Origin of the sequence: Sphingobacterium sp. MYb388 (assembly GCF_037479535.1) — a bacterium.
Taxonomy (GTDB): Bacteria; Bacteroidota; Bacteroidia; order Sphingobacteriales; family Sphingobacteriaceae; genus Sphingobacterium; species Sphingobacterium anhuiense.
Map to the genome: position 1 here is coordinate 455,339 of NZ_JBBGYV010000002.1, position 23,492 is coordinate 478,830.

Consider the following 23,492-nt stretch of genomic DNA (forward strand, 5'->3'; position numbering starts at 1 on the left):
CCCCGAACAGATGAAACTCAAATCATTCGATAAAATATACCATATCCATAAGCAGTCTACAGTTAAAAACTGGTTCATCTTCATTGGGATCCTGTGCTTTGTGACACTTTTTTTACCGTGGACGCAGAATATCAAGGTGAAAGGTACTGTGACCACGTTGTATCAGGATCAGCGCCCGCAGCAGCTCAATTCGCCTATCCCAGGTAAAATCTTGAAATGGTATGTCAAGAACGGCGATTTTGTAAAAAAGGGCGATACCATACTGCAGCTGGCTGAAGTGAAAGATGATTATATGGATCCGCAGCTACTGGAGCGTACCGAGCAGCAGGTCAGCGCCAAGAAAGGGGTACGTGATTATTACGAAGCCAAAGTGGGGACCACTGCAGATCAAATCAAAGCTCTTGGTGCTGGGCGAGAACTCAAGCTGGCACAATTGAAAGTGAAAATCAGTCAGTTAAATAATAAGTTACAGGCGGAGCAGGCAGAACTTTTGGCTATTACCAACGAGTTAAAGTTGAGCGAAGATCAATTTAACCGACAGAAAAAAATGTACGATGACGGACTGGTATCGCTTACCCAATTGCAGCAAAGAAATGTTTCCTTCCAAAATGTCTTGGCGAAAAAAACAGCTATAGACAATAAGTTGGCACAGACGAATCAGGAGATTTTAACGGTACAGATCGAAGAGCGCGCAACGATCCAGGATTATACTGAAAAGCTAAGCAAGACAGAAGGTGACAGATTCTCGAGTTTGGGGCAGATTGAGGGAAGTACCGGCGAAATAGCAAAACTTGAAAATCAGGTTGCCAATTATAGAGCGAGACGGGGATTATACTTTGTTCAGGCTTCTCAGGACGGGCAGATTGTACATCTTAATAAGGGGGGGATCGGAGAAATCCTGAAAGAAACAGAAAGCATCGGTACGATCGTGCCCAGCAAGGTTGATTACGCTGTCGAAATTTTTGTGAGACCTGTAGATTTACCCTTACTCAAAGTTGGACAGCGGGTGATGTGTGTGTTTGATGGTTTTCCTGCCATTGTATTTTCAGGCTGGCCAACCACGAGCTACGGAACCTTTGCCGGTAAAGTAATCGCGGTAGAAAATAACATCAATACCAGCGGACTTTTTAGGGCTTTGGTCATTGAAGATAAAGGACAAAAACCGTGGCCTCCACAGATTAAAGTTGGGGCTGGCGTACAAGGTATTGCGATTTTGAACGATGTGCCGATCTGGTATGAGCTGTGGCGTAATATAAATGGCTTCCCTCCAGATTATTATATAGTCAAAAATGAAAATAAAGCAACGAACGATGCAGCGGCAAAATAGTTATATCATCCTTATTCTGATCTGTTGCTTCTGCCAATCTTCTTTTGGACAGGATACATTAAGGTTATCACGTAACGAGTTCTTGGCAATCGTCAAAAATTATCATCCGATGGCTTTTAAATACCGCCTAGAAAACCGCATTGCCTCTGCCGGTATACAGCAGGCTAAAGGTAATTTTGACCCTGTTCTTGATGCTAAAACGGGAGAAAAAACCATTGATGGCACACAGTATTATCAGCAACGTAATATCGGTCTCGGTATCCCAACTTGGTATGGTATTGAATTAAATGGTAGTTACAGCTATTTAGATGGAGAAAAACTCAACAATAGCGATACAAAGGGAGGTTTATATCAAGTTGGCGTAACAGTCCCTCTAGCTAAAAATCTGCTGTATGATAAAAGACGTGCTTTATTGGAGCAGGCACAGATTGCGCAACGTATGACGGAAGCAGAACAAACCGTGTTGACCAACGAGCTGATGCTGGAAGCGGAAAACAGCTATTGGGAATGGGTAAAACAATATGAGCTCTATCGGCTGCAACGGGAAACAGTTAACATCAATAAAGAGCGGTTGGCATTTGTGATCAAAACATTTCAATATGGTGAACAAGCCGCAATTGATACGACCGAAGCACTTTCCCAGCTGCAGAATTATGAGCTGGAGCAACAAGATGCTTATCTTCAATTTGTCAGTGCAACACAAAAGCTTTCGATCTATTTATGGGAGGAAGATCTTAAGCCCTATCCCGTAACAGAAGGTCTTGTTCCTTCAGAAAGACTGCAGCGCAATGCTGATGATACAGACTACACAGATTTGTTGGCGCAGGTCGATGCACATACACTGAATAACCATGCTTCTGTACGTTATTATGATGAAAAGGGCAAAATATTAGAAAGCGAACGCCGGCTTAAATTGCAGAGCCTATTGCCTAAGATTGATTTTAGCTATAATTTTTATAATAAAGAAGGGTATGCACACAACTTTTTTCCACTTTTTGATAATAATTTCCAATATGGTTTAAAACTTGAAATACCTATTTTTTTAAGACAGGCAAGAGCTGATTATAAAATGGCGAAATTTAAGATCGATCAGAACAGTTTGGATCTGGCTTATAAAAGTCAGGAATTGGCAACCAAGATAACCGACTACAAAAACGAGATCTACAACTATTGGAGTCAGATTAGCATCGCAACCAAAAACATGGATAATTATAAACGATTACTGATGGCCGAGCAGTCCAAATATGCTAATGGCGAAAGTTCACTATTTCTGATCAACAGCCGCGAAAATAAGCTTATTGATGCCCAAGAAAAGATCTTAGAATTAAGATTCAAATTTCTCAAAAGTTATAATAAACTGAAATGGACAAATGCTAATTTTGATTTGTCGGTAGCACTGCGCTAGTCAACACCATAGGTGTTTTGTGAAATGAATGGAGACCATTCTTTAATACCGCACGTTTTGGATTTTATCCTCCCTTTCTTCGCATTAGCTTTGTGTTAACCAAAAAATAAAACACAATGCAAATTTTTAAAGATAAGGTGATCCTAATTACAGGAGCCAATAGGGGAATAGGCCAATCACTTGTAAAGGCGCTACTTAATAATGGGGTAGGGAAAATATATACAACCTGCAGGGATTTAAAGAAAATGCCATCATTTAATGACGATCGGATAGTACCGTTAGAACTAGACATTACAGATGACCAACAAGTTGCATGGGTAGCAACCGTAGCTCAGGATACTGAAATTCTTATCAACAATGCCGGAACAGTAAACTCTGGAAATATCTTAGAAGGAGATCTCCTGGGAATGGATAATGATTTACAGGTTAATTATTTTGGAACAATAAAGATGATGCGGACATTTGCACCAATTCTGATCCTAAATAAACCCTCCATTATGATCAATATTGTTTCTATTGCCGCTTACTCCCCTTTGCCATCTATTGCAGGATATGCGGCTTCAAAAGCAGCTCTTTTTTCTGCTACACAATCTGTACGAATTGAATTGGCTAAAAAAGGCGTTATTGTTTATGCTGTCAATCCTGGAGCTATTGATACGGATATGAACAAAGGTAGTGATTGGGATATGCCCGATGCAGACAGTACTTCGATCCAAATACTGGAAGGTGTATCTGACGGTAAACTCGATAGTATACCTGACGAAATGGGGCGGGGCATGTATAATGCCTGGAGAGAAGATCCTGCTAAACTGTCGAAGCTATTTGCCGACCTTTATTATGCGGAGAATGCGAAATAAATTTATCTTTTATCAAATCCTATTTTAATGTAAGCGCAAGCTATACGGATATTTTTTACAACTGAATATCCGTATAGCTTGCAGTGAATTGATCGGATTTATTTCGTTAATGAAGTATTACAGCTACTAATATCGATCGTGGCCGAATAAAATAGTTTCTGCTGATAATGATGCTTGGTGTTTGAGCCAACCATCTAGGTATCTCGCATCATGGACATTGTTACTTCTGTCCTTTGTCCATTTCATTCCCCCTTGCACACCCTTCATCTGTTCTTTGGAAATCATGGTTGATTTTTCTTTTAACAATTCTAAATTTTTCATACTGATAAAGTTTTATTTACGAAATTAAGATAAAGACAATTTACTGCTGTAATCGCTATAAATGTATATTCGGGGATTTTGGATTAATATTCGTAAGAACTTGTTCCAAGATCAAACGAGCACTATGTGATTTTGCTAAAACGTTTTAAATATATAGCAAGAAATTAAATTTAATTTTATTGATCGCTCCATTTATCTTATATTGGGCTCTTGTTTTTCTTGATCAAAACAGTTGTCTGGTTAATTAAACAGTAGTTAGATCATTGAATGTAGCGATCGGTTGTTAGAAATTAGTGTAGAAAAGATAACAAAAGAGGAAGTCGAGGAAGTTTAAACTAGGTGATCAAACTCCCGTAAAATAGCCATGATGATCTCCTTTTAGGGGTGATAAATAGTTGTAAATAAAATTTAAAAAAAGCGATATATACAATGAAATATGTGAATTATATGGTTTGTGCGAGTCTATTGGTTACTTTAGGCTGTGCTTCCAAAAAAGATACCCAGCATGATTCTTATGCAAAATCTGTTAATCCTTTTATAGGGACAGATTTTACGGGAAATACCTATCCTGGAGCGCAGGCTCCATTTGGTATGATCCAGTTGAGTCCTGACAATGGTTTGCCGGGCTGGGACCGCATATCGGGATATTTCTATCCGGATAGCACCATCGCAGGTTTTAGTCATACACACCTAAGTGGAACAGGAGCCGGAGATCTGTATGATATCTCCTTCATGCCGGTTACCCTTCCGTATAAAGAAGCTGAAGCCCCATTGGGCATTCACTCCAAGTTTACGCACCAGGACGAACAGGCACATGCAGGTTACTACCAAGTAAAATTAACTGATTATGATATCAATGTCGAATTGACAGCAACCCCTCGTTGCGGTATTCAGCGCTATACTTTCCCAGAAGCAGATGCTGCTGTATTTTTAGACCTGAAGAAAGCAATGAACTGGGATGCGACAGTGGATTCCCATATTGAAGTCGTCGATTCGGTTACGATTCGCGGTTATCGATTTTCTGAAGGCTGGGCGAGAGGGCAACGTGTCTATTTTGAAACACGTTTTTCAAAACCCTTTACTGCTGTACACCTGGATAGTACTGCCATCTTATCCGTTACAGATACCCTAACAAAAGCTACTAAACGAACTGGAACAGCTTTTAAAGCCCGCTTTGATTTTAAAACAGCTAAAGGAGATCAAGTCACATTGAGTACAGCACTTTCCGGAGTGAGTATGGAAGGAGCATCAAACAATTTAAAAGCAGAAGCGCCAAAAGATGATTTTGACTATTATCTCGCGCAGGCTGAAAAAAAATGGAATGATGAACTTGGCAAGATCGCTATCCAGACAGCAGATAAAGATACCAAGGTGAAATTCTATACCGCATTATACCATAGTATGTTAGCCCCTACGATATTTGGAGATGTAGACGGATCTTACTTTGGTGCTGATCGGAAAATACATAAAGCTGAGAATTGGACCAATTATAGTACTTTTTCATTGTGGGATACCTATAGAGCATCACATCCATTATTTACCATAACTGATCCAGATCGTGTAAATGATATGATTAAGTCCTTTATTGCCTTTTACGAGCAACATGGTCGTTTACCGGTATGGAATATATATGGAAGCGAAACCGATATGATGATCGGGCACCATGCTATACCTGTTATCGCCGATGCATACTTAAAAGGGATCGGTGACTTTGACGTCAATAAAGCGCTTGAAGCTTGTGTCGCTTCAGCAAACACCGATGCATACAGAGGAGTTGGGCTGTATAAAAAACTTGGCTATGTTCCTTATGACGTTGCTGATAAATACAATGCAGAGAACTGGTCCTTATCGCGCACATTGGAGTATGCTTTCGATGATCATTGTATAGCCGTAATGGCAAGCAAGATGGGGAAAGAGGATATTGCTGCTACATTTTTGGCGAGATCAAAAAACTATAAGAATGTCTATAATCCAGCAACGTCGTTTATGCAGCCACGTCATAGTAATGGTCAATTTATAAGCCCATTTGATCCCGAAGATTATAGTGAACATATCTGTGAAAGTAATGCATGGCAATATTTTTGGTCGGTACAGCATGATATTCCTGGGTTGATCAATTTGGTCGGTGGTGAGGAACGCTTTGGACAAAAGCTCGATAGTATGTTTACTTTCCATCCTTCAGATACGACCAAACTGCCTATTTTTAGCACAGGTATGATTGGGCAGTATGCACATGGTAATGAACCGAGCCATCATGCCTTATATCTGTTCAATGCTGCAGGACAGCCATGGAAAACACAGCAGTATGCTGCTGAGGTAATGGAAAAACTGTATCTAAATACTCCTTCTGGTTTGAGTGGCAATGAAGATTGTGGACAGATGTCTGCATGGTATGTCTTCAGTGCATTAGGTTTTTATCCAGTAAATCCTGTCAGTGGCCATTATGAGATCGGTACACCGCTTTTTGATCATAGTGAAATTACGCTTGCTAACGGTAAGAAATTTACAGTCAAAGCCAATCACGTCAGTAAAGAGAATATTTATATCCAATCTGTTTCAATAGATGGAAAACCACTTGAAACCAGTTACATCACGCATCAGCAATTGATGTCGGGTGCGACGTTGGTATTCGAAATGGGGAACAAACCTGGGCCAGTATGGTATAAGAAATAAGTTGTTGCAGTAGCACTGTTTTAATTTAAAGCGTTGCAAAAAGTTAATGGCTTTTTGCAACGCTTTTAAATGGTACTGCCCGTTTAAACATGAACAATCCTTCCACTTCCTCCAACTACTTTTATTCCACTAGGGAATGTTTTCCAAAAACGGATGTAATGAAACTTACTTTCAAAGTCTTGACCACTGTAATTTCCTTTTAATTCCAAGGTCAACGTAATCACTGCTGTATCATCTATGATGTTTAGATGTTCAACATGGGGAATAAGCTCACGGATTTTTAAATTACCGTCACGGTAACTCTGTAAATCCATTTCCTTTGTTATGACGTCTCCGCTTGGAAGGACAAAAAGCAGATCATCGTGCAGCAGTTCTTCAAGCACGTTTATATTACTTTCCTTGATCGCTTCATAAAGTCTATTTTCCTGATCTAAAATATCTGTTTCTATCATTGGTTATTATATTTTTAGCGTCCAACTTCAATGATTTATTTTTAGTCCACTACTAATTTAATAAACTTTTAAAGAATAACTCTCCTCATACTCCTGTTGCATAAATGGATAATTGCTGTGTACCGAAACTGCTATTAAATGGTAGATTGATAATTTGAAAGTGGCAACTGCGAAAAAGATATTAGTCCAGGCCCTTCTAAGGCATTGTATAACCTTTGAATATCACTTTCCTTAGCAATTTGGTGTATTAACAAGGTGTTATTTTCCATAGAAACACAGCGTACATTATAGCGATGTAAAATTTCCCAGATGTTTTCATTTGTGTCAAATGATATTTTAAACAATGCAGCATTTAAAACAGAACCAAAAGTGATTGTAACATCCAGTACATCGGCTATTTTTTTAAGATTGAGTAGTGTATTATCGATTAAGATTCCAGGCATAGCTACCTCAATCGTTATCAATACTATTTCCGGAATATCTGTACGGGATTGCGAAATGGTCTCAATTTCTAATCCTAATTGATACATTGTTGAAATGATATCTGGTAGTAAATCACGTTGATTTTTGCAATTCAAGGTGAACAATTTAGAGGTCATATTTTTCTTTTTCATAACATGGAATCAAAAAAAAAGCTTCCCAAATTTTTTGGGAAGCTTTTTATAATATTATTTATTTTTAAATATCTTACAAAGTATTAACCTCCCATTTTGAACAAAAAATGACGATGACCACGACTGTAGCGTTAATCAAGATGTTAATATTAATCTGTCCTAGATTGTTCATTATGAAAGTGTTTTCTTTTGTGTTTTTACAAAGAAAAGAAAATATTTTTATTATCCAATTTTTATTAATGCATAATTGTTTTTTTTGATGAGGCAAGTCCATAGCACATATGAACCAATGGATTAAGTTTTTTTGTTTGTGGGTGTAATCTAATAGTTGCAGTTTCTTAGAAATTATAACTAACGGTTTTGCTTTAGTAAATCATTATTATAATGATGAAAGTCATGTTTAATATATCAAACGATATGTTTTGCATATTGTTTATCTTGACTTGATACTTTTGTGAGTAAAAGCATATAAAATGAAGATTCTAGCAGGATGTTATGTATTTAATGATATAAATAAATTAGTAAGTTTTCTTAATGGTAAACGATAATTCTGAAGATTGAATAAATAAAAAAAGCCGATCTACTTACGCAAAACGGCTTTTTTTATTTATTTAAACTCTTGGCGCATTTAAAAAAGATATCATTTACTGTAAGCAAGTAATGTAATATTTCATAGCATACATTGAAATGATAAAACGCAATATATTAATTTATGAATTTATAACTCAAGCCTAATCCAACACGAAGCCCAGTCCAATCAATTTTACTATCTCTCATCTCACTGCTTTTACCAGGGATTTCAGCATTATAACCAACACCAAGGTTAGCACCCAAAGATTTTATGAAATTCCACTGCACACCAACATAAGGTGTAATGGAAAAACCCGTTGATTTGGATTCAACAATATGCTTTTTATCAATTTCCTTTCGACCTGATTGCGTTTCATAATATCCATCTGAAGTAATATTATTGAATGTTACTGCAGGAGAAATCTCCGCAAAAAGGGATAGATTATTCTCATGTCCTTGATTGGTTTGGAAGAAATAATTTCGATATAAAGCTCCGATACGATAAGCATTTGCATTCAAATTATAAGCAATCGCGCCGGAATAATCCGAATAAGCCAATCGACCTCCTGTTGATAAATAAGTGACATTGATCCCGTAGTCACTATTTTTAACGGAATATGTCACTTCACCATTATTGGTATAATGATTTGGGAAATTGTCGGTAACTGAAATAGGTACGGGATAATCTAATTTAATTCCGCTTTGAATGACATTCAAGAATGAACTCATTTCGGACATTTTATAATTACCAATGCCAAATCTATAGCCAAACCCAATTTGCGCCATTGAGGTTATAGTCATCAGTAACAATGCAATACTTAATATTAGTTTTTTCATAATTTTTAGGCTATTGGCCAATATTGACATAATTGTTGTTTAGAATAATATTATTGTTTAAAAGTCTCGCTGCGAAAGGATGGAAGTAAAGGCCTGTCGTCAGGCTAAAGACAATACTGCTATATTTACTATCCATAACATTAATAAGCGAATTAGAAGAGAAATTCTCATCTTTAAATAATATTTTTCCAGTGAATTTATCAAAACATATAAATTCTCCAGGCACCTTTTTAATTACTTTTAAACTTGGTAATTCACAAATTGAAAAATAATTATCAAAGGATTGAAGAACAACCTGATCTTGAATTAATGGGTGAAATTCAATAGCGTTTCTGGTACGGCTCCCAGTTTTTTCGGCTATTACTGTATATTGATCATTTTCATATCTATAAATTTTGTACCAACCATTATTATAGCTCCCAGAACTTGTGGTATATCTGCCGTCTTCGGAAATACCAGGAAAGAACTGTCCATTGGCTTCTCTTTTTTTACTCAACAATTTACCAGAGTTTAAATCATAAATTTCATAGTCATATAAATTATTGTTACCAACAAGGATTTTATCATCATTGGTCAAATAATAGACTGGAAAATCATCGCTAACATAAGTTCTAATTTTTTTGCTGAAAGTAAAATCTGAGTACACTTCGATTTTTGGCTTAGTTTCATAAACATCGCTTCTTAAATGAACTGCAACTTTTCCAGTCGCTTGAGAAACTTTAAAAGAACTGATATAATAAGGATATTGGACAAGATCTGGATTTTTACTTTTCAAGACAAGGTCATCAATTCCAAAATTTCGAATTCCAAAACCATTTTTATTACTTCTCATAGAAAGGATTAATTTGTTTTTAACGTCACCTTCAACCAAGATAAGATGCGCATTGTCTACTTCGGGATCGCCGTATTTCTGCTCCTTAAAGTAGTTGATAATCTTCGGATATTTAGCATAATCCCATGTGTCAGCTTTTTCTGGTAAGATATACAATTCATAATACTGTTCTTCTTGAAAAGGGAATGCTGGTCTATATACTTCAGCATTATTTTTACCTAATGGTATGGTTAGTACATTTCCCTTCCATACGAGAACGTATTTGTTTTCAATGCCATCAGGATGGGTCCATTGTATATCCAAACTTAGGTTTTTTAAGGTCTTTGTCTTGAAATAGTTGCTTGTGAAAACTTTATATTGTACAGAATAAAAATCTTCTTTTGGTGGAACTTTGTTACCCCTATATTTTGTAATTATTTTATATGTTTTAGCTCCGTAGGAATAATCATCATCGATAAAACTAGTTTTGCTAGGATCTGTAATTTTATTAATAAAAATCTGATCTAAATTGTCGAAATTATAAATTTCATAACTTTCAATTTCGGCTCCTTCAAGATTTGGCTTGTTCCAATAGATTTCTAATTTCTTAGAAGAATTAATCCGTTGATTAATGTTCAAATTTATCTGGGGATTTACATATTTTATTGGATATATAAATTCAAAACTTGATTTCTCTTCACCTAAAACTTCAGCTAAACTTCCATTTCCTGAAGAAAGATTTACTTTTACTTTCAGTATATCAGAATCGTTTCCTGTAAGATCTGAGGGATCTAAATGCAATACTTCCTTTTCGCCAACAATCAGTTTATTATTAAGATAAAATTCTTGTTTAGTAACAGCTCCAGGAGCGGCATTGATCGTATACATTAGATCGGTTGCACCATAGATGTAAATAGTTTCACCATTAGGCACGTCCGCGACATTCATGGTGACCTTTACATTCTTGTCAGGTTGTTTAATTTCATGAAAATTCAAGTCTTCACTTTCATATTTACAGGAAATAAGACATAATAAATTAAAACATATGTATAATTTAAAAATACATAGTAAGTTCTTGCGACGCATATAGATTAATTGATGGTTTTTATTTGTCGCCAAAAATAACTAAAATTATTTAATACCTTAAGTCTCTTTTTAATAAAATTTCATTTAGTGATTATAAAAACACTTTAGCTTTAGAATTTTTCTGATCGATCGATTTCTGATTGGATTCAAGAATAGGTTATAAATTGTCAGGTTTCTGACTTTTATTACATATTATGAATGCCTTCAAATTTGGAACCTGAAATTTCCGCAAGAAATAATGTATTGACAGTCTCATCATTCAGAAGATGATAACTAATTATTCTTGTACTGCGTCAATTAAAATGGCAAGTTGTATACATGGCTTGTCAGAGCGGTTGCTCCAAGCGTGGTTCGTTCCTTTCTGAATGACAATGTCTCCCGCCTTTAAAAGGGTTTCACCTTCTTCCATGATCAGATAAAGTTCTCCTGAAAGGATGATGATGTAATCCAATGTGGAGGTCTGATGCATCATCGGATGGGGCTGTCCAATTTTTACATCTAGACCAAGCTCTTTGTCAGGAGGGATAGAGACATAACGAAAATACGTTCCGTTTTTTGGCGTTTCAGGGAAACTCTTATTGGGGATCTGCATTTCATAATCCAGGCTGGCAGGCATCTGTTGCGTATTCCAAACATCTGATATCACCAAATTAGGAAAATGTTCTACAGCATTTGTTACAATTTTATCTTCAAGGATCACAGACTTTCCGTTTTGGATTCCGGTGACGATTCTTCTTGGTATTTTATTCATGGATCATTATTAATTTATTTCCGTTCGTTTGATTGTATTTAAGCATACGATGAGCTTCCAGCACTGTTTCAGTGGAAAGCTTGCCTACAATTTTATAACTTGGCGGACTTATGGTTCCGTCTTGGATCATTTCCGCAAGACGCTGGAGATTATCTTTGTAGTAGGCGTAATTTTTGGTCATGCTGTGTGCATAATTGGAGATATTCAATATGCTACTTCCTTTATTAAAGAGCGTTTCACGGGATTTTGTGGTGTTCATAAAAGTAACATCAACATAGGTTCCATTAATTTTTAGTAATTCCGCTGTAATTTCGGCAATCTCGTTTCCAACCAGATCGATTGCGATATCAAATGGTTGATTGTTGTTTGCTTTAAGCAGGTTATCTCTTAGATTAGGCAGTTTATAATTGACGATCTGATTTTCCTTTAGTCCCATATTCAAGAGCAGTTTAGTACTATCCTCACTACCTACAGTAGCCATGATATTATTAATTTTATGCGCCACTAATATCTTGACAAGAAACGAACCGACTCCTCCAGTAGCTCCCGTAATCAGCATTGTTTCCTTCGGACTGATTTGGAGCCGATTAAAAATTTGTAGAGCAGTTAGCGCCGCCGATGGTACTGCCGCTGCTTCCTCAAAGGAAATTCGCTTGGGTTTTACAGCAACAATAGCTTCAGGAACTGTAATAAATTCAGCATATGTACCATTGCTGCCCATTGATCCACTAGCACAGAATACCTCATCACCGATTTGTAGATCAAGTACTTGAGCACCCTTATCCACTACGATTCCTGCCAGTTCTCGTCCCAATATCGGTGAACTGATCAGTTTTCTTTCATGTTCATTTTGCAGCATCTGGTAATCGATAGGATTAAAACCGCTCGCTTTTATTTGGATCAAAACTTCATGGTCTTTCGGTATTGGTTTAGGAATAGATCCATCTTCCAGCTGACCCTGTTTATTGAGTATAACTACTTTCATGACGTGTTTATTTTATACAAAGGTATACGCAGAATAGTTTATATTTGCCACTAGTTAACTGTTGGTAACTAGTAACATGAAGGTAACTATTATGGCAAATATTATAGAGAATGGTGTAGAAAGACCGGCGACATGTACAGAAGAGCTTTTTGCCATGCGCGACAGTCTCGATGTATTGGGAGGTAAGTGGAAACTGATGATTTTGCGTTATCTGACCAACAGAACGGATCAACAAATTCATTTTAAGAAATTGCAAAGAGGGATAGAGGGAATTTCAGCAAAAATGCTTACGAAAGAACTCCGAGAGCTTGAAATCAATTTACTGATTACAAGAACCATTCAAGATACCAAACCCATTACGGTCATTTATGCTGTAACAGAATACGGGAAATCAGTATTTCCGGTGACCGAGACGCTGGTAAACTGGGGTTTGATCCATAGAGATAAAATTAAAAATTCGTTGTAATAAAATATCCTATTCCCTTTCCCCGTCGAATGGAAAAGGAAATAGGATATTTAAAGTTGTTAAGTGATCGATCTACTTATGGAGTAGCTGTCAACAGGATGACTACGCTTCTTCTGTTATTTTCTAAAACAGGATTTAATCCGATATTCATTAAGAAGTCTCCTGATAGGATCATGTTTTCAGCGATCGTGTTATCGTCTTTATTCAGGTTTATTTCTTGGACTTTGTACGATTTATTCGGATCTAAACCTTGCCATTTGATCGGTTTAGTGATTTTAAAAACATGGTTATAAAAGGTGAGGTAATTGAACATCACTGCTTTACTTTTATCGCTGTTTATGTAGGCAAGACTAGCATAATTATTTTCTCTAGGATTAGAAAAGCGATAAAGATCACCATGCCACACGATATCTTTGATATTATCGTATGTTTTGACGGCTTTTTGTGCGAAGCTTAGTTCTTCCGGACGCAATTCTTCTAGGTTGAGGTCAAAACCCATTTTTCCCATCATAGCTACATCAATTTTAAATTTTAGATCCTGTTTCCCAAAAGTGGTGACATGGTTTGCACTTCCTATTGCGGGAAAGAACAGGGAGTTTTCATACTGCATAAAGATCCGATCGTAAGGATCGGTGTTGTCACTTGGCCAATATTCACTAAAGTAATTTAATGAACCGTAATCGATACGTCCACCACCACCAGAACAAAGCATCATCGGCAGTTTCGGGTATTTGGCACGGAATCGTTCCAGTACCTTGTATAAGCCCAACGTGTAGTCAACATAGAAATTATTTTGGTCACTTTGGAAACTCGAGTATGCATTGTATATCACAGCATTACAGTCCCATTTGATATAAGCTAAAGAAGGATTTTTCTGTAATAATTGATCAAGAGTGTTGAAGACAAAATCTTGTACTTCGGGATTGGATAAGTCCAGCACGAGCTGATTTCTAAAATAATATTCAGGTCTGTTTGTCTGCTTCACCACCCAGTTTGGTTTCTTTTCATAAAGTTCACTTTTGGGACTTATCATCTCAGGTTCTACCCAGATACCAAATTTCACACCCACTTTATCGGCTTCTTTTGTGATTGAGGCAATTCCATTGGGTAGTTTTTTCTTATTCTCAGTCCAGTCTCCTAATGCAGATGTGTCCGCATTTCGGGGATATTTATTTCCAAACCAACCATCATCTAACAGGAAAAGATCAACACCTAATTTTTTGGTGTTTTCAAGCAGATGAAAGATCTTCTTTTCATCAAAATCAAAATAGGTACTTTCCCAGTTGTTGAGCAAGGTGAGGCGTTCTCCGTTTCCATCAACCAGGCGCTTATTTTTTGCCCATCTATGAAAATTACGAGATCCTTCACCTACACCTTTCGTCGACAGCGTATAGGTGAATTTTGGGGTAGTGAAAGCTGTTTTAGGTTTTAAAGCATAATGCGATGCATAATTATTAATGCCTGCAATAATTCTTAAATTATCCTGCGGATCTTTTTCAAAATCAATTCTGAAGTTGCCGCTCCAATCCAACCCACCTAGTAATACTGTTCCCTGTGTTTCATTCCATGTCTTATCCATACCAATGGCAAAGTAAGAACTCATCAACAAGTTGGTCCGGGTACCCAGTTTACTGTCCAGTGTTTTGATACCATGGGTAAGTCTTTCTGTTTCTGGTTGCATCTCGGCTATCCAGTCACCGTGATAGCTGCGCAAGTAAAAATCGTCTGATTTCAGGTTAAGATTAGCCGAAGCAAATTTGGTTAGTTTTACATTTTTTTTCTCTTCATGCCGAATAACCGTCCATTGTTCAAAAATGTTGTCCTGATAATTTGCCTGATAATGTAATTCCACATAAAAAGGATACAGTTCATCTTTCATAAAAATGGTGACATGCTGTTTGCCAGCAATACTGATATCATTTTTATGGTCGATATATTTAAGATCTAAAGATTGATTACCGTCGGCATGCTCGACGCTTATAGCAGGTTCAAGTAAGTTTCGGGTGCCCGAGGCCGCATAAGCAGATTGATACATGCTGGTATAATCATGAGCTTGTTTATATTGCCTGGTTACTTGTGTGTATTCATCCGATTTTGATAGCTTATTTCCAAGGTAGACCATATTGACATCTTTGTTTTCCTCTACATTCAGAACCAGTGCGATGCCAGCAGTTTCGAGGATGATATTTTTTGTTGTCTTGAGTTGCAATTGCGTTTGTTGTGCACTACTATCAATAAAAATAGGGAGCAACAAAAATAGTAGCATAAATTTTGTCATATTGTTGGTTTAGGGTTCTGAAGTAATTAGCACTATTTAATTAAAGCCTAATGTATTCCAAATCGTATTGATCGGATGCATCGGTGTGGACTATAATAAATAGTAACGTTTCAACTAAGATAGTGATTGCTAGATTGTTCTCAAAATGATCAATAATTATAATCAGAACTGCAGATTGTTTATTTTATTTTTTTATGGTTTGTAGGGTTGAGGCTTATGAATTTACTCAAGATATCAATGCCTGGGCAAAAGCGACATAATAAGTGGGTTATATGCTTTTACATATAATATATCATTATTTCATATTTTTATATGCTTATGCATATAATTTGATATTTTTTCTTATTTTTATATGTAAAAGCATATAAAATGAATATAATAGCAGAATTTGTAAAATCCAAAAGAAAGCAACTCGGACTCACACAAGAGGATCTTGCTGAAAGTGCTGGAGTAGCTTTAACAGTTGTCCGTAAGATTGAGCAAGGTAAAGATAATTTAAGTCTAACAAAAGTAAATCAGGTGTTAATGCTTTTTGGACATTTTTTAGGACCAGTTAATGCTAAAGATTATGAGACAGGGAATCATTAAATATAATAATATTATTGCAGGAACACTTACGGAAACAGAAGAAGGGACATATGTTTTTCAATATAATGAAGGATATATTAAAGAATTTCCTGATCAATTTATAACATTTCAAATGCCTGTAAGGAAATACCCGTATAATAGCGTGTCCATGTTTCCATTTTTTGACGGATTGATACCTGAAGGCTGGTTATTAGATATTGCAAGTGCAAGTTGGAAATTAAATCAAAATGATAGAATGGGATTATTATTGGCTTGTTGTCAAAACAGTATTGGCGCAGTATCCGTACACCCTATAGAATTAAACGAAGATGAATAAATGTCTGTATTGCTATAAGGAATTAGGTGAAAGGGAAATTGACTATCATCCTAAATGCTCTAAATTGTTTTATGGAGCAGAGGAACCTCCCGTTCTACCATATCGTTTGGATGAAATGGAACTTTTGGCAAGAGAATCTGTACAACATTCAATCACAGTACCAGGTGTACAACCCAAACTTTCTCTGGGCTGGATAAAAAATTTGTTAACTGATGGTCAACGAGGACGATTAACGATTTTAGACGCCTTGGAAGGTAATTATATTTTAAAGCCACAAAATGCTTTGTATAGCCAAATGCCAGAAAATGAACATTTATCCATGAAATTAGCAGAGTTATTTAATATAAAAACAGTTCCATATGCTATGATCAGACTAATCACTGGAGAGCTCTGTTATATTACTAAGCGTATCGATCGCAATGTAGATGGTTCAAAAAATCATATGATAGACTTTTTACAGATATTGGAGTTGGAAAACAAGTATAAAGGTAGTATGGAATTGTTGGGTAATATGATAGGAAAATTGTCAAACCATATTTTGTTAGATAAACGTCGATTTTTTGAACTAACTGTTTTTAACTTTATCATTGGAAATAACGATATGCATCTAAAGAACTTTTCTATGCTAAACGATTCTTCTATGGGCTGGGTGTTTTCTCCAGCTTACGATTTGCTTAATGTCAAGATCATTTTTCCTAAAGATAAGGAAGATACAGCTTTATTATTAGGCGGGAAAAAGATGAATTTTAGTAAAGGATATTTTAATCGATTGGCTGAAGTTTTGGGTTTAAATGATAAGCAAGTTAAAACGGTTTACAAAAGAATACTAGAATGGAATCCAAAAGCATTACAGCTCATTGATATTTCTTTTTTAAACGATGATAATAAATCTGCATTCAAAACGTTAGTCGAGGAAAGAGCAAGTTTATTTTTATAGTTTTTTTCTTTTCTACATTTCATATTCAAATAGGACTTGGAAATCATGGATTAGAAGTGTTATAGGGATTTTCTGATTCCGTTTCCTGAGATAGGGACATCACATAAGACGCTAAAAGTTGCGTTCGCAAAAAAAAGTATGAGTATAATTGTGTAAGTTATAGAGGTGCTAAAACTGATTTTATAATTAAAATTAAAGAAGGGGCTAAAATTTTTATTTAAATAATAAAAATTACAAAAGTATTGGAGGACAAGTCATTGGTTAATATAAAATGCTTGCAAATCGTATATTTACAAGCATTTTATATTGTAATCGGCTTAGAATGTCTTACCTTGACCTACTGATTTATTATTCCAGATTGAACAGAAATTCTCCACCACCTTGTTTCAATTTCATTGTTTTTTCTTCCGGTCTAAATTCTAAAACAATCCCTGCCTGTTCAAATTTGAATTTATCTTTTTCTGTTGCTTCAAGAGGAAATGCCGACTGTCCTGTTGCTTGAGCCATCAGCGTTTTTTTGTCTTTTGTAATCGTAATTTTCAAGGGGATTTGTTTGGACGCATAAATACCTAAATACTTATCCAGATCTTCTGAAGATACTTCATGGCTGGAAAAATTTGGAATATCATATGGTTTATTATAAACTGCACTTAATAACGCAATAGCAATATTGTTATTATTGAAATTAGTTCCGTTTGAAGTTAAAGCAAAATCAATATTTTCGTCATCAAAATGAGAAAAGACAGAACTAAAACCATCAATTCCTCCGGTGTGTCCATATCCAATTTTATCATAAAAAGGAATTTGAAATAAGCCTACCCCATATTGATCTTTGATGCTTTTCATGATTTCAAGATTTTCAGGATTCAACAATTTGCCATTAAACAGTGCATTGCTGAAATCGACCAAATCGCTTGGTGTAGAAACAACTCCTCCAGCTCCCAGAGGTATAGAAATATCTGTTTCAGGTTGAAGAATCCATTTCTCATTAAAGGTATATGATTTGCATTCTTCTTTCGCTGGATTAATTTTTCCTCCCATATAGGTGTTCTTCAAATCAAGAGGTTTTGTTATAAATTCTTTTAACAGATCTGTGTAACTTTTTTTGAAACTTTTTTCAAGCATGTAAGTTAGCAGTACAAAATTTGAATTGCTGTATTGCGCTTTGCTGTCAGGTTCAAAATCACTGCCCGCTTTTGCAATAATTGCTACCATTTCTTTTTCGGTCTTAGGCTGTGTATTCCAGGTCAGGTAATCCTTGTCATCCGTAAAATTATGTATTCCACTTCTGTGGCTTAATAAATGTTCTACGGTTATTTTTTTAGCATTTTTAATCGTCGGAAAAAAGCTTTCGATGGTTTGATCTAGTTTTAGTTTTTTCATTTCTACAGCTTTCAAAACCAAAACAGAAGTAAATGTTTTTGAAATGGAGCCAATTCTATACTTAGAATTTGTAGTTGCTTTCTTATTGTTTTCAAGATCAGAAAAGCCGACCGATTTGGAATATATAAGTGTACCATTTTTTGATATAGCCACACTTCCCATAAACTTGTTATTTTGCTCCAGTGATGCAAAATACGAGTCTAGTTTTTGTGAATCGATATTTTGCGCATAGCTACCAGTCGAGATCAAAAGAAGTACGAAGTAACTTGAAATTTTTTTAAGCATAATAATTTGTCTTATGGTTTTTAATTTGATGGATAAAGAGCCTGTCGTAATTTACAGCTTCTTAGACTTTAAAGATAATTGTTTTAGTTTATATTTTAATACTTTACGAGTTTGATTTTCTTTGAATAAAATCCATGCGATCATTAGAATTGTGTTTTAAAAAATGGAGCCCAACAGTGTAAATAAGTTTTTATAGTAAATCATACTGGTTCAATTGCACTGTAAATATTTTTTTTAATAGAATTCCTGTACAAAGAAGGGTGTTTTCATTTTTACCTCTATCATTACCTTAAATACTTTATATTTGAATGATGATAGTAAGTGATATTTTTTACGGCAATTTCGAACTTGAAGATATTCTTAGCGAGCTAATAAACTCGGAGCCTGTTCAACGGTTAAAAAATATTCATCAGGGAGGTGCCATTTTTTTGGTTTCTCCACATGTTGATCACAGCAGATATGAACATTCTACCGGCGTTATGCTTCTCGTGAGGAAACTTGGAGGGAGTTTGGAAGAACAGGTTGCTGCGCTTTTGCACGATGTCTCCCATACGGCATTTTCACATGTTATCGATTATGTTCTGCAGCATAAAGGCGAAGATTATCATGAGCAAATTTTTGAAGAGGTAATAGCAACGTCCACTATCCCCTCTATTCTCACTAAATATGGATTCAGTACTTCTTTACTGGAAGATCCAAAGCATACTTTGCTTGAGATGCCGCTACCTGCGCTTTGTGCAGATCGAATAGATTATACCATTAGGGATTTATATCATTTCGGCCTAATCGATATTGTGGAGGCACATGATTTTATAAGCGAACTTGGTGTTCAGGATGGTAAGATTGGTGTTCAGAGTGAAAAAGTAGCTTCATGGATTACCAGTAAATATCTTCAGCTCAATAATGCATATTTCAGAAAACCGGAACATATATTCGCCAATACCAAGCTTGCAGAATTGATTGCTTTGGGACTGGAAAAAGGTATTCTTGTTTTATTAGATCTTTGGAAAGATGATCCTGCAGTTTTATCCATAATAAAGACCGATCCTGATCTCAATGCCGAACTTGAAAAAATCAAAAATTTGGAAGGTTTTGAAAGTTTTTCAGAATCTCGATCTGGAGAGGTTTTCAAAGAGAGAATACTAAAGCCTATGGTCATAGGTACTTAATAAAGGAAATCTTTTTTACCATCACTAAATTTCTCATTAATCTTATATAATAAATTTATATCTGCCAATTCCCCTCATAAATCGGTCAGAATAAGTGTGTGCTTCAGGAGCAGGAAACCTATATTTATAACAATAATGTTACAAAATGTATTACTTCATATACTATAGGTTTTTTTTCGTCGTTAATTATTTGATAATGCTTAAGTTTTAATGTAAATGTTTTCATTAAAATACTTTTTATTAATCGTTATCGACAATTTTTAGATGATCTAAACTTAAAACCTTTGTATGAAATTTAGTGCTACCCAATGTAAACTATGGTTGTCGTATTATGCACCATCCTTGTTTTTTTTGCATGTCCTATTCATTATTCCTTGCGCTTCGGCAGCGCAGCAAAAAACGATCCTTGGTAAAGTGATCGATGCGGTGACAAAGACACCTTTACTCGGGGTTACGATAAAGCTTGACGATAAAAATGGTACGACCGTAACGACAGATAAACAGGGTGGTTTTGTATTAGACAATGGGGCAATAGGACAATCGCTTACTTTTTCATTTTTGGGATATTCCAGTCAGACGATAAAAATAGATACGCGTACAAGCTATACAATAGCTTTAGCACCTGTTTCCAATGTGATCGAAGAAACGGTTGTGGTGGGATACGGCCGTCAGAAAAAACGAAATCTAACAGGAGCTATTGTTTCTGTGGGTGCTGCTGAAATTGAGAAAACAACGTTGCAGGATCCGATTTCCATTTTACAGGGACGGGCAGCCGGCGTGCAGGTATCGTCCAATTCGGGAGCACCTGGGGGAGAGATGAGTATCCGTGTCCGGGGAAGTTCTTCGCTGAACTCGGGTAATAATCCGCTTTTTGTTGTGGATGGTATTCCGCTGGAATCCAATTCTATTTCTTCTTTAAATGGTACAGAAAATTCAGGTCTAAATCCAATGGCGGATATCAATCCAAGCGATATCGCCTCTATTGAAATCCTAAAAGATGCAGCCTCAACAGCAATTTATGGTTCCCGCGCTGCCAATGGAGTTGTGATGATTACGACCAAACGTGGTGCAGCTGGTAAGCCGGAAGTGATATTGAATGCAAATGCAGGAGTGAGTTCCTTGACGCGAAAACTAAGTGTTCTTAATGCCAGACAATACCGAGAAGCAGTGTTGGACTCTTATCGTGGGATGACAATCCCAGAAGACCCTTTCTATACGATTATCGATTCCCTCAACCCCATGAACAATGGTGATGTAGACTGGCAGGATGAATTGATGCGTACAGCAAAACAATATAAGTTGGATCTTTCTGTAAGAGGAGGTAATGAAGGAACAAAATACGCCTGGAGTTCGTCCTATTTGGATCAAGATGGAGTCATATTAAATTCGAATTATAAACGGTTTACCTCCAGACTGAATGTTGACTTTACAATTTCAGATCGTGTGCGGATAGGGCAGAGCATTTCCTACACAAACGCGGTCAACAACCGAACGAATGCTGCTGGATCAGGGAATTTGAGTATTATCAGGAGTTTATTGGTAAGGCCACCAAATATGTCGATGTACTTGCCTGATGGATCACTGAACGGCTATATGATTGGACAGCGTAATCCTGTCGGTATGGCTTTGTTTTCGACCAATCTCAATAAGAGCAATCGTATCATTGGAAGCCAATATCTAGAAATTGATATTTATCAGGATCTTAAGTTCCGGAGCAATGTCAATCTGGATTATATTTCAATGAAGGAAGATGAATTTATGCCATCGATACTGGACTACCGCGAAGGATACAATAGCGGTGCTGTACGATCTTCTGGAAATCTTACTTGGGGAAATGAGAGTTACTTTACTTACACCAAAAATGTAGCGGATAAGCACAATATTGGGGCGGTATTTGGGATGAGTTTTCAGAAATGGCGTTATGACCGAACAGGTCTCAATGGAGAATATTTTCCAAGCGATGATATCCGTACCCTAAATGGTGCATCTGTGATTTCGAACCAGGGTGTAAATGTCGCTTCCGAACATGCTATGCTTTCTTATTTCGGCCGGGTTACATATGATTATGAGAGCAAATATCTGTTAGAATTCAATCTTCGTTCTGACGGTTCTTCTCGCTTTGGCCGTGATCGGCGGTTTGGGTTCTTTCCCTCTGCATCCGCAGGATGGCGTTTCGTGGAAGAAGAAGGTATCAAAAATCTGGGCTGGCTCAGCGACGGTAAGCTCCGTTTTAGCCTCGGAAGTACTGGAAATGAAGCCATCGGTGATTACACATCAAGAGGAGAGTTTACCTTAGGAACAAACTATTTGGATTTTTCGGGTGCTGCGCCAACTGTGATGCCCAATCCGAGCCTCACTTGGGAGACTACCCACCAATATAATCTGGGCTTAGAGCTAGGGTTTTTTAAAAATAGAATCCTGTTTTCAACAGATGCGTACTTGAAGAAAACAAAGGATCTACTGTATAATGTGCCTACCCCCGGAACTTCTGGCTTTGAATATATTACACAAAACATAGGTTCGATTGAGAATCGGGGCCTGGAATTTAGCCTACAGACCCGCAATCTAGAAGGCGCTTTTCGTTGGAGCACGAATGTAAACATTAGCTTGAATAGGAATAAAGTGACCTCTTTACCTAAGAATTTATTGACCAATGGGCATATCCAAAACGGTAATTTCCATATACTGCAAGAAGGTTTACCTATTGGCGTATTTTATGGCTGGAATTTTCTTGGCGTGTATGCGCGTGACGAAGACAATACAAACAAGCTAACAAACGGTGCCAACGGAGCTGTCTTTGTAGGTGGAGACCCCATTTGGAAGGATGTCAACAATGACAAAATTATCGATCAGAATGACCGGGAGATAATCGGATATGCAGAGCCTAAGTATTTCGGCGGAATCTCCAACGATTTTAGCTATAAGAACTTTCATCTGAATGTGTTTTTTCAGTATGCTGTCGGAAATCAGATTTACAACGAATTGAATCATCAACGAAACTCAATTGTTCGTTACAACAATTTATCTACCGATGCCCTTGATCGGTGGCGGGAGCAGGGGGATCAAACAGATTTTCCACGATTGATTCGGGACGATCCAAAACAGTCCGATAGCAGGGTCCAAAGTAGATGGGTTGAAGATGGTTCGTATCTCAAATTAAAGAACGTCAATTTAAGATATTCTTTTGATTCAGCTTTGAGCAAACGGATCGGCCTGCGCAAGCTGGATGCATTTGTTACTGCTACGAATCTGGTCACTTGGACCAAATATACTGGCTTTGACCCCGATGTCAATTCCTATTCCGGCCTTCGTGTAGGGTTGGATGAAGGTTCTTACCCACAGAGCCGCACATTTACGTTTGGTTTAATCTTTGGACTTTAA

Annotated in this window: 19 protein-coding genes; 10 read left to right on the forward strand and 9 right to left on the reverse strand. The window is 36.7% G+C overall.

The window, feature by feature from the left end:
* Positions 1 to 10 precede the first annotated feature (10 nt).
* The 3 genes from WH188_RS07900 to WH188_RS07910 all read left to right on the forward strand — a co-directional run bounded on the left by WH188_RS07900 (position 11) and on the right by WH188_RS07910 (position 3,589).
* Positions 11 to 1,327 (forward strand): HlyD family secretion protein, encoded by a 1,317-nt coding sequence (locus WH188_RS07900; protein ID WP_339423708.1) that lies wholly within the window; start codon positions 11 to 13, stop codon positions 1,325 to 1,327.
* A complete protein-coding gene (locus tag WH188_RS07905) occupies positions 1,290 to 2,732 on the forward strand; it encodes a TolC family protein (protein WP_339423709.1) in 1,443 nt (480 codons plus the stop codon). Before WH188_RS07900 ends, WH188_RS07905 begins: the two co-directional genes overlap by 38 nt.
* Before the next feature lie 116 nt (positions 2,733 to 2,848).
* Positions 2,849 to 3,589 carry an SDR family NAD(P)-dependent oxidoreductase gene (locus WH188_RS07910; RefSeq protein WP_339423710.1) on the forward strand — a complete coding sequence of 247 codons (741 nt, stop codon included), beginning with the start codon at positions 2,849 to 2,851 and terminating at the stop codon, positions 3,587 to 3,589.
* Between the two features lie 126 nt (positions 3,590 to 3,715).
* On the opposite strand, the gene WH188_RS07915 is transcribed toward WH188_RS07910, so the two are convergent.
* Positions 3,716 to 3,910, reverse strand: a complete 195-nt coding sequence (locus WH188_RS07915) for a hypothetical protein (protein WP_339423711.1) — start codon at positions 3,908 to 3,910, stop codon at positions 3,716 to 3,718.
* 429 nt (positions 3,911 to 4,339) lie between these two features.
* Between WH188_RS07915 and WH188_RS07920 the strand changes: the two genes are divergently transcribed.
* On the forward strand, positions 4,340 to 6,583 hold the full coding sequence (locus tag WH188_RS07920; protein ID WP_339423712.1) for a GH92 family glycosyl hydrolase: 2,244 nt from the start codon (positions 4,340 to 4,342) through the stop codon (positions 6,581 to 6,583).
* Positions 6,584 to 6,666: 83 nt separating this feature from the next.
* On the opposite strand, the gene WH188_RS07925 is transcribed toward WH188_RS07920, so the two are convergent.
* The 6 genes from WH188_RS07925 to WH188_RS07950 all read right to left on the reverse strand — a co-directional run bounded on the left by WH188_RS07925 (position 6,667) and on the right by WH188_RS07950 (position 12,689).
* Positions 6,667 to 7,035 carry a nuclear transport factor 2 family protein gene (locus tag WH188_RS07925; RefSeq protein ID WP_339423713.1) on the reverse strand — a complete coding sequence of 123 codons (369 nt, stop codon included), beginning with the start codon at positions 7,033 to 7,035 and terminating at the stop codon, positions 6,667 to 6,669.
* Between the two features lie 134 nt (positions 7,036 to 7,169).
* Complete coding sequence (locus WH188_RS07930) at positions 7,170 to 7,649, reverse strand: hypothetical protein (protein WP_339423714.1); 480 nt, start codon at positions 7,647 to 7,649, stop codon at positions 7,170 to 7,172.
* A 705-nt stretch (positions 7,650 to 8,354) separates the two neighbouring features.
* The gene (locus WH188_RS07935; protein ID WP_339423715.1) at positions 8,355 to 9,056 is read right to left on the reverse strand and encodes a hypothetical protein; all 702 of its coding nucleotides are present in this window, start codon (positions 9,054 to 9,056) and stop codon (positions 8,355 to 8,357) included.
* Positions 9,057 to 9,066: 10 nt separating this feature from the next.
* Entirely contained in the window at positions 9,067 to 10,815 is a 1,749-nt protein-coding gene (locus tag WH188_RS07940; protein WP_339423716.1) for a hypothetical protein, read from the reverse strand.
* 415 nt (positions 10,816 to 11,230) lie between these two features.
* Positions 11,231 to 11,704: a cupin domain-containing protein gene (locus WH188_RS07945; protein WP_339423717.1), complete on the reverse strand. Its 474-nt coding sequence runs from the start codon at positions 11,702 to 11,704 to the stop codon at positions 11,231 to 11,233.
* Positions 11,697 to 12,689: a quinone oxidoreductase family protein gene (locus tag WH188_RS07950; RefSeq protein WP_339423718.1), complete on the reverse strand. Its 993-nt coding sequence runs from the start codon at positions 12,687 to 12,689 to the stop codon at positions 11,697 to 11,699. Before WH188_RS07950 ends, WH188_RS07945 begins: the two co-directional genes overlap by 8 nt.
* A 91-nt stretch (positions 12,690 to 12,780) precedes the next feature.
* Here WH188_RS07950 and WH188_RS07955 point away from each other — a divergent pair, with 91 nt between their 5' ends.
* Entirely contained in the window at positions 12,781 to 13,155 is a 375-nt protein-coding gene (locus WH188_RS07955) for a winged helix-turn-helix transcriptional regulator (RefSeq protein WP_132770671.1), read from the forward strand.
* A 76-nt stretch (positions 13,156 to 13,231) separates the two neighbouring features.
* Here WH188_RS07955 and WH188_RS07960 read toward each other — a convergent pair whose 3' ends face one another.
* Entirely contained in the window at positions 13,232 to 15,433 is a 2,202-nt protein-coding gene (locus WH188_RS07960) for an alpha-galactosidase (RefSeq protein WP_339423719.1), read from the reverse strand.
* A 369-nt stretch (positions 15,434 to 15,802) separates the two neighbouring features.
* Here WH188_RS07960 and WH188_RS07965 point away from each other — a divergent pair, with 369 nt between their 5' ends.
* The 3 genes from WH188_RS07965 to WH188_RS07975 are packed head-to-tail and all read left to right on the forward strand — an operon-like array spanning position 15,803 to position 17,274.
* On the forward strand, positions 15,803 to 16,021 hold the full coding sequence (locus tag WH188_RS07965) for a type II toxin-antitoxin system Y4mF family antitoxin (protein WP_132770669.1): 219 nt from the start codon (positions 15,803 to 15,805) through the stop codon (positions 16,019 to 16,021).
* Positions 16,002 to 16,337, forward strand: coding sequence for a HipA N-terminal domain-containing protein (locus WH188_RS07970; RefSeq protein WP_132770668.1), 336 nt, complete (start codon positions 16,002 to 16,004; stop codon positions 16,335 to 16,337). Before WH188_RS07965 ends, WH188_RS07970 begins: the two co-directional genes overlap by 20 nt.
* Positions 16,330 to 17,274 carry a HipA domain-containing protein gene (locus WH188_RS07975; RefSeq protein ID WP_339423720.1) on the forward strand — a complete coding sequence of 315 codons (945 nt, stop codon included), beginning with the start codon at positions 16,330 to 16,332 and terminating at the stop codon, positions 17,272 to 17,274. Before WH188_RS07970 ends, WH188_RS07975 begins: the two co-directional genes overlap by 8 nt.
* A gap of 348 nt (positions 17,275 to 17,622) precedes the next feature.
* Here WH188_RS07975 and WH188_RS07980 read toward each other — a convergent pair whose 3' ends face one another.
* A complete protein-coding gene (locus WH188_RS07980) occupies positions 17,623 to 18,942 on the reverse strand; it encodes a serine hydrolase domain-containing protein (RefSeq protein ID WP_339423721.1) in 1,320 nt (439 codons plus the stop codon).
* Between the two features lie 308 nt (positions 18,943 to 19,250).
* Here WH188_RS07980 and WH188_RS07985 point away from each other — a divergent pair, with 308 nt between their 5' ends.
* Together WH188_RS07985 and WH188_RS07990 are read left to right on the forward strand one after the other, a co-directional pair.
* Positions 19,251 to 20,111 carry an HD domain-containing protein gene (locus tag WH188_RS07985; protein ID WP_339423722.1) on the forward strand — a complete coding sequence of 287 codons (861 nt, stop codon included), beginning with the start codon at positions 19,251 to 19,253 and terminating at the stop codon, positions 20,109 to 20,111.
* Positions 20,112 to 20,399: 288 nt separating this feature from the next.
* Positions 20,400 to 23,492 (forward strand): SusC/RagA family TonB-linked outer membrane protein, encoded by a 3,093-nt coding sequence (locus WH188_RS07990; RefSeq protein WP_339423723.1) that lies wholly within the window; start codon positions 20,400 to 20,402, stop codon positions 23,490 to 23,492.